The sequence below is a fragment of the Nostoc parmelioides FACHB-3921 genome, assembly GCF_014696625.1.
Classification (GTDB): domain Bacteria; phylum Cyanobacteriota; class Cyanobacteriia; order Cyanobacteriales; family Nostocaceae; genus Trichormus; species Trichormus parmelioides.
Genome location: NZ_JACJQL010000145.1, coordinates 1 through 5248, shown reverse-complemented (window position 1 = coordinate 5248; position 5248 = coordinate 1). Strand labels below are relative to the sequence as shown.

Annotated in this window: 4 protein-coding genes and 1 pseudogene; 3 read left to right on the top strand and 2 right to left on the bottom strand. The window is 39.7% G+C overall.

The genetic code is table 11. The features are described 5' to 3' along the window. Positions 1 to 210: 210 nt before the first annotated feature. On the bottom strand, positions 211 to 1545 hold the full coding sequence (locus H6G14_RS32720; RefSeq protein WP_242054353.1) for an IS701 family transposase: 1335 nt from the start codon (positions 1543 to 1545) through the stop codon (positions 211 to 213). Positions 1546 to 1781: 236 nt separating this feature from the next. Between H6G14_RS32720 and H6G14_RS32715 the strand changes: the two genes are divergently transcribed. Continuing rightward, a complete protein-coding gene (locus H6G14_RS32715) occupies positions 1782 to 2657 on the top strand; it encodes an Npun_R2479 family HD domain-containing metalloprotein (protein WP_190573105.1) in 876 nt (291 codons plus the stop codon). 73 nt (positions 2658 to 2730) lie between these two features. After that, a complete protein-coding gene (locus H6G14_RS32710; RefSeq protein WP_190573103.1) occupies positions 2731 to 3849 on the top strand; it encodes an ABC transporter permease in 1119 nt (372 codons plus the stop codon). A 71-nt stretch (positions 3850 to 3920) separates the two neighbouring features. Here H6G14_RS32710 and H6G14_RS32705 read toward each other — a convergent pair whose 3' ends face one another. Next, positions 3921 to 4787: a WCX domain-containing protein gene (locus H6G14_RS32705; protein ID WP_190573102.1), complete on the bottom strand. Its 867-nt coding sequence runs from the start codon at positions 4785 to 4787 to the stop codon at positions 3921 to 3923. A gap of 100 nt (positions 4788 to 4887) precedes the next feature. Between H6G14_RS32705 and cas3 the strand changes: the two are divergent. Then, a pseudogene (gene cas3 / locus H6G14_RS32700) lies at positions 4888 to 5145 on the top strand (type I-D CRISPR-associated helicase Cas3'); the annotation flags it as partial. Between the last annotated feature and the right edge of the window lie 103 nt (positions 5146 to 5248).

Genomic DNA, 5248 nt, shown 5'->3' with positions numbered 1-5248 from the left:
CAAGATTTAGGCGTAGTCAAAGCCCTACGAAAACCAGTCTTCAAGCTGGATCTATCCCCTTTTCCTGCACCCTCTTGACAAATGTGCAATTACTTTAACCTCTCACGGATGCTACACTACTAAGGCAGCCCATAATCCAATACAGTTCAGTTAAGGCTAACAACTTATCCCTCTTTTGTTACTTTAGGGAAATAAAAAACGACAAGAGATTCAACTGGCGAGAGGGAAACTGACAGGAGAAGCACGAAAGTCATTCATGAAGTCGATTAATTTTAAAAAGCCACTTTTCATACCAGGAATATTAAATACTATAAGCCAAGGCTGAATTAAACAGTAAAAAATATATGGTTGAATAATTAATCTCAGGTTATTCAAGGTACTCTTCCATGTTGTACCTGATTCCCACTGGGAATTTTGACTATGTTGAGAAATATGAGAGTCATTTGATGACAATACGAATGATGTAGATGTTAGGTTTGATTGCTCAGAAAGCTGAAAGTAAGTAGCCTGAATGCTAACGAGTAAGTAAGCACTGAAGATGATTTCCCACCAGCGTTCAATACTTTGATAATCAGTTAAGCGAAAATCAGCCCATCCCAGTTCATTTTTAACTTGTTTAAAACCATATTCAATCCAATTTCTTAAGCTATAAAGTTGTGCAACATTTACTGATAAATCAGTTGATAAATTAGTCATGATATACCAGCTTTCATCTCCCGTAGGTTCGGGTGTATTAATCTTACTGATTTGGTAATATCTAGTGCGGCGACGTTTACCAAAAATAATTTCTCTCAAGTAACGAGTTTCAGTTTGACGATGTGAAAGCTTTTGCTCATAAGCTTTCCAACGATTATAACGTTTTCGGCTTCCTGGGGGCATCAACACTCCATGATTGGAGCGAATTGCCACAATAAACTCTAGTTCTAATTTTTCTAAACATCTAACTACATCTCCGCTCTCACCATATAAGCTATCTGCTAACACTAGTTTAATTTTGAAACCCCATGCTTTCAACTCTTGAATAATCTCTACCGCTATTTGGGGCTTACTCTTATATTTATCGCCCTCTTTTAAGCGATTTTTCGGTTTAAATATTTGGAACATTAGGGGATAAGTAATCCCATCTACTATACCGTAAGCATTTACAGATACTATTCCATTCTCAGTCTTTCCTAAATTTCCAATATATTGACTAGTCACATAATCTGTGGCTTTTCCCTTTTTCTTATCTCCTGTTTCGTCAATACATAAAATTATTTCTCTCTCACCAATCAACGTTTTTATCAACCACAGTCTAATTTCTCTTAATTTTTTGACATCCCATAGTGCATCTCTCAAAAAATGATGTAGTTTTTGGCTATCTTTTAACCCTGCTGTTTTAGCTATTTCTGGTAGGGTTTTTCGCTTAATTTCTGAAAGTATGCCCAAATGTAAGAATTTGAATGCTTCAAAATGCCTCACTTCTTCAAACAATGAATAATAGTGTTGGCAATAGTTATCTATGAATGCCACTGTGCTTACTGGCTGTCTACGCGGCGTAACCATCCCTCTTACTTACTGTTTACGGTTTTCTTTCTAATTATACTTTCCCCGTAGTAACAAAAGAGGGATAACTACTCCATGTATTTTCTAGCAAAAACATAAATTTAGCTAGCACATACACTAATACGTGAGTTAAAAAGGATGAATCTGAATTATCTTCAGTTCTAATCGGGTATTTCCTGATTATGTATCTTTGTCAACAAAAAAGCGGGAATTGCTATCCAACTTGAGTAACTAATATGTTCAACGCTACAGAAATTTTAATTGATGCTTTTGTGAACCAAATTCGAGAAGGTTACACTCGGACTTATGGTTGTTTAAAGAATGATTACCAAGACATCATAGCTTGGGCTGGTAGCATGGCTTTGGAAAACATTGCCAATAGTGATGCTCTTTATCACAATGTTGAACATTCAGTATTAGTTACTCTTGTAGGACAAGAAATTTTGCGTGGTAAACACATCCGCGAAGGTGGCGTTTCTAGCGAAGACTGGTTACACTTTATCATTTCTTTGGTGTGTCATGATATCGGCTATGTCAAAGGAGTCTGCCGACAAGACCAAGAACACGCAGGATTATATGCTACTGGTGATAATGGCAGAATGATTTCTCTGTCGCCTGGGGCTTCTGATGCTAGTCTGACACCTTATCATGTCGATAGAGCTAAACTATTTATTGATGAGCGTTTTGGCGGTCATAAACTGATAGATGCTGAGGTAATTAAAAGCAATATTGAATGGACTCGTTTTCCTGTACCCACAGCAGAAGACCATCAAGAAACAACTAATTTTGCGGGATTAGTGCGTGCTGCTGATTTGATTGGGCAATTAAGCGACCCGCGTTATTTGAAAAAAATTACATCTTTATTCTATGAATTTGAAGAAACTGGCATCAATAAAGTTTTAGGCTATGAAACACCAGCCGATTTACGCAAAAACTATGCCAAGTTTTACTGGAATGGTGTTCATCCTTATATTAAAGATGGTTTACGCTATCTATCTCTGACACAGCAAGGTAAACAAATTATGGCTAATCTTTACTCGAATGTGTTTGTGGTAGAACATGAAAGAACTCAAGAGGAACATCTCTACCTAGTTGAACAACTCCATGCTTAGATGATAGTCATTGGTCATTGGTCATTGACAACCGACCACTGATCACTGACACCAGACAAAAGGCAAATAAATTATGAATTGGTGGCAAAGACTTCAGAAAAATCCTTTAGCGCAATTTGGGGCTATTTTACTTTTAATATTTTATTTGGCGGTGATTGCGGCTGATTTTATCGCTCCATACGACCCTTACACTTCTCAACCGAATGGTTCCCTGTTACCGCCAACTAAGATTTATTGGGTTTCAAAAACATCAGGTAAGTTTATCGGCCCCCATGTTTATCCCACAACACAAGGCAATACAGATTTAGAAACAGGCGATCGCCAACTCATTGTAGACGACAAGAAGCCCTCACCTGTGCGTTTCTTTGTTTCTGGGCCAGAATATCGACTGTTACAGCTAAGTTTACCCCTACCGCCCAAGTGGGAAGAAACCACAATTATCCCTGGTATCCCCTTAAATTGGCATTTATTCGGTGCAGATAATGGGGCAAAACTCAACATCTTAGGTACGGACGAACAAGGCCGAGATCAATTCAGCCGCCTCCTACATGGTGGACGCATTAGTATGTTTATCGGCATTATTGGGGTGGTAATTACCTTTCCCCTCGGTTTGCTAATAGGGGGAATTTCCGGCTATTTCGGCGGTTGGACAGACAGCATTATTATGCGGGTTGCAGAAGTGCTAATGACTTTCCCCAGTATTTATCTGTTAGTTACCTTGGGGGCAGTTTTACCGGCTGGTTTAACTAGCAGTCAGCGATTTTTACTCATAGTTTTGATCACTTCTGTAATTAGCTGGGCTGGGTTGGCTAGGGTAATTCGTGGACAAGTGCTATCAATCAAAGAACGAGAATTTGTCCAAGCCGCCAGGGCTATGGGTGGTAAGCCAATATATATTATTCTGCGTCATGTTCTGCCGCAAACTGCTACTTATGTAATTATCTCTGCTACCTTGGCGGTTCCTAGCTTTATTGGTTCAGAAGCAATACTCAGTCTCATCGGTTTAGGCATTCAACAACCAGACCCATCTTGGGGTAATATGCTATCTCTAGCTAGCAATGCTTCTATATTAGTGCTGCAACCTTGGTTAATTTGGCCGCCAGCCGTGTTAATTATTTTGACAGTTTTAGCTTTTAATTTACTCGGTGATGGCCTCAGGGATGCCCTTGATCCTCGGAGTTTACGCCGCTAGTACCCCAGGGCTTTACCCAGGTTATTGTCCTGGGTAAAAGGCGATCGCAGATTTATAAAAACCTAGTTTTTTTAACTCCTGGTTTCGATGTCATACAACTGGCAGAGGGTGAGGAGTTTTTGTTTGAGGCGATCGCGCACACTTTCAGGCGCTATGATCACACAATCAGGGGTATATTGCATAATTTCTCGAATAAACCAAAAGGTACTAGAAACACGCCTGACAACTCGCCGCACTCGTTTTGTATCTGGTAGCCATTCATTGAGAATATCTTCTGGTTTGGCTTGATAAGCAAAGCCTAAATTACCTAATAAATGTATTTCTACGTCTATCTCTGCTAACCCCAAACGCCACTCACCAGCAATAGGTAAAACCGCAGCATCTTGTATCCTATCTAAACGCAAACTCCAATTGTGCTGTAATTCTGCCACATCCAAGTTACCCTCAGTCTCTTCACACCAGCAATCAAGATATTGACGCTTTTCATGAAGGTTAACTTCGGCGTAACGGACAGCAAAATTCCAGATGTGATGTCTAGCATCTTGATAACTCAGTTGAAACGGCTGCTGGCGTAAGATGTAACGGTCTATTTCTAAACGCCACTGCGGGGGTAGGTTTCCTAAAAAATTTTCGATGTCGGTACGTAGAGGTATTGGTAGTTCGCTACGTTCAAGTAATAATTTTGCAATTATCTGCGCTTGCTCATTTTGTCCAATGTCTGCTAATACTCGCATTGCACGGTCAAGCGCACGGATACGCAATTCTGACCAGTCGTGATTTTTACCAATAGTTAAATGATGACGAGCGATCGCTTCTATTAATTTGGAGATATTTGGGCGATCGCCCCACATCATACCAAATTCCAAAGCTAAGTTTTCTAACTCAGCTTTATCCCGTTCTGATACCGATAGCGTTATAGACTGACCTTTGCGACTCATTGAAAATGTCCGTACACTTTATACTTATAATCTCTTGTCAACTTCTATTCTGCGTGCCAATATAGTTTTTAACAACCAGTTACGGACACTATTTAAGTTTATGTCCGAAAGTTACAAAATTACTCTCAAACCCGTCTATTCGCAAACAGTCCTCACACCTGATGGGGTGCAAATACCTGAAAATTGGTCACTATCTTGGCATCAAGCCGCAACCTTACAAGCACTACGCAATCCCAATATTGATGTAGTGTTCAACACTGCAATGACAGGCGATGGTAAAAGCTTGGCTGCATATTTAGAAGTTCTCCAGGGTGAATTTTCTGCAATTGGACTTTACCCAACTAATGAATTAGCCAGGGCAAACGCATCTAAATATAGTACAAGAATACTAAGCAAGGGATAAAGGCAGGCATATCTAACGGCAAGGTTCTGTCTAAGTAGGTGGTATAGAGGATAAGTAG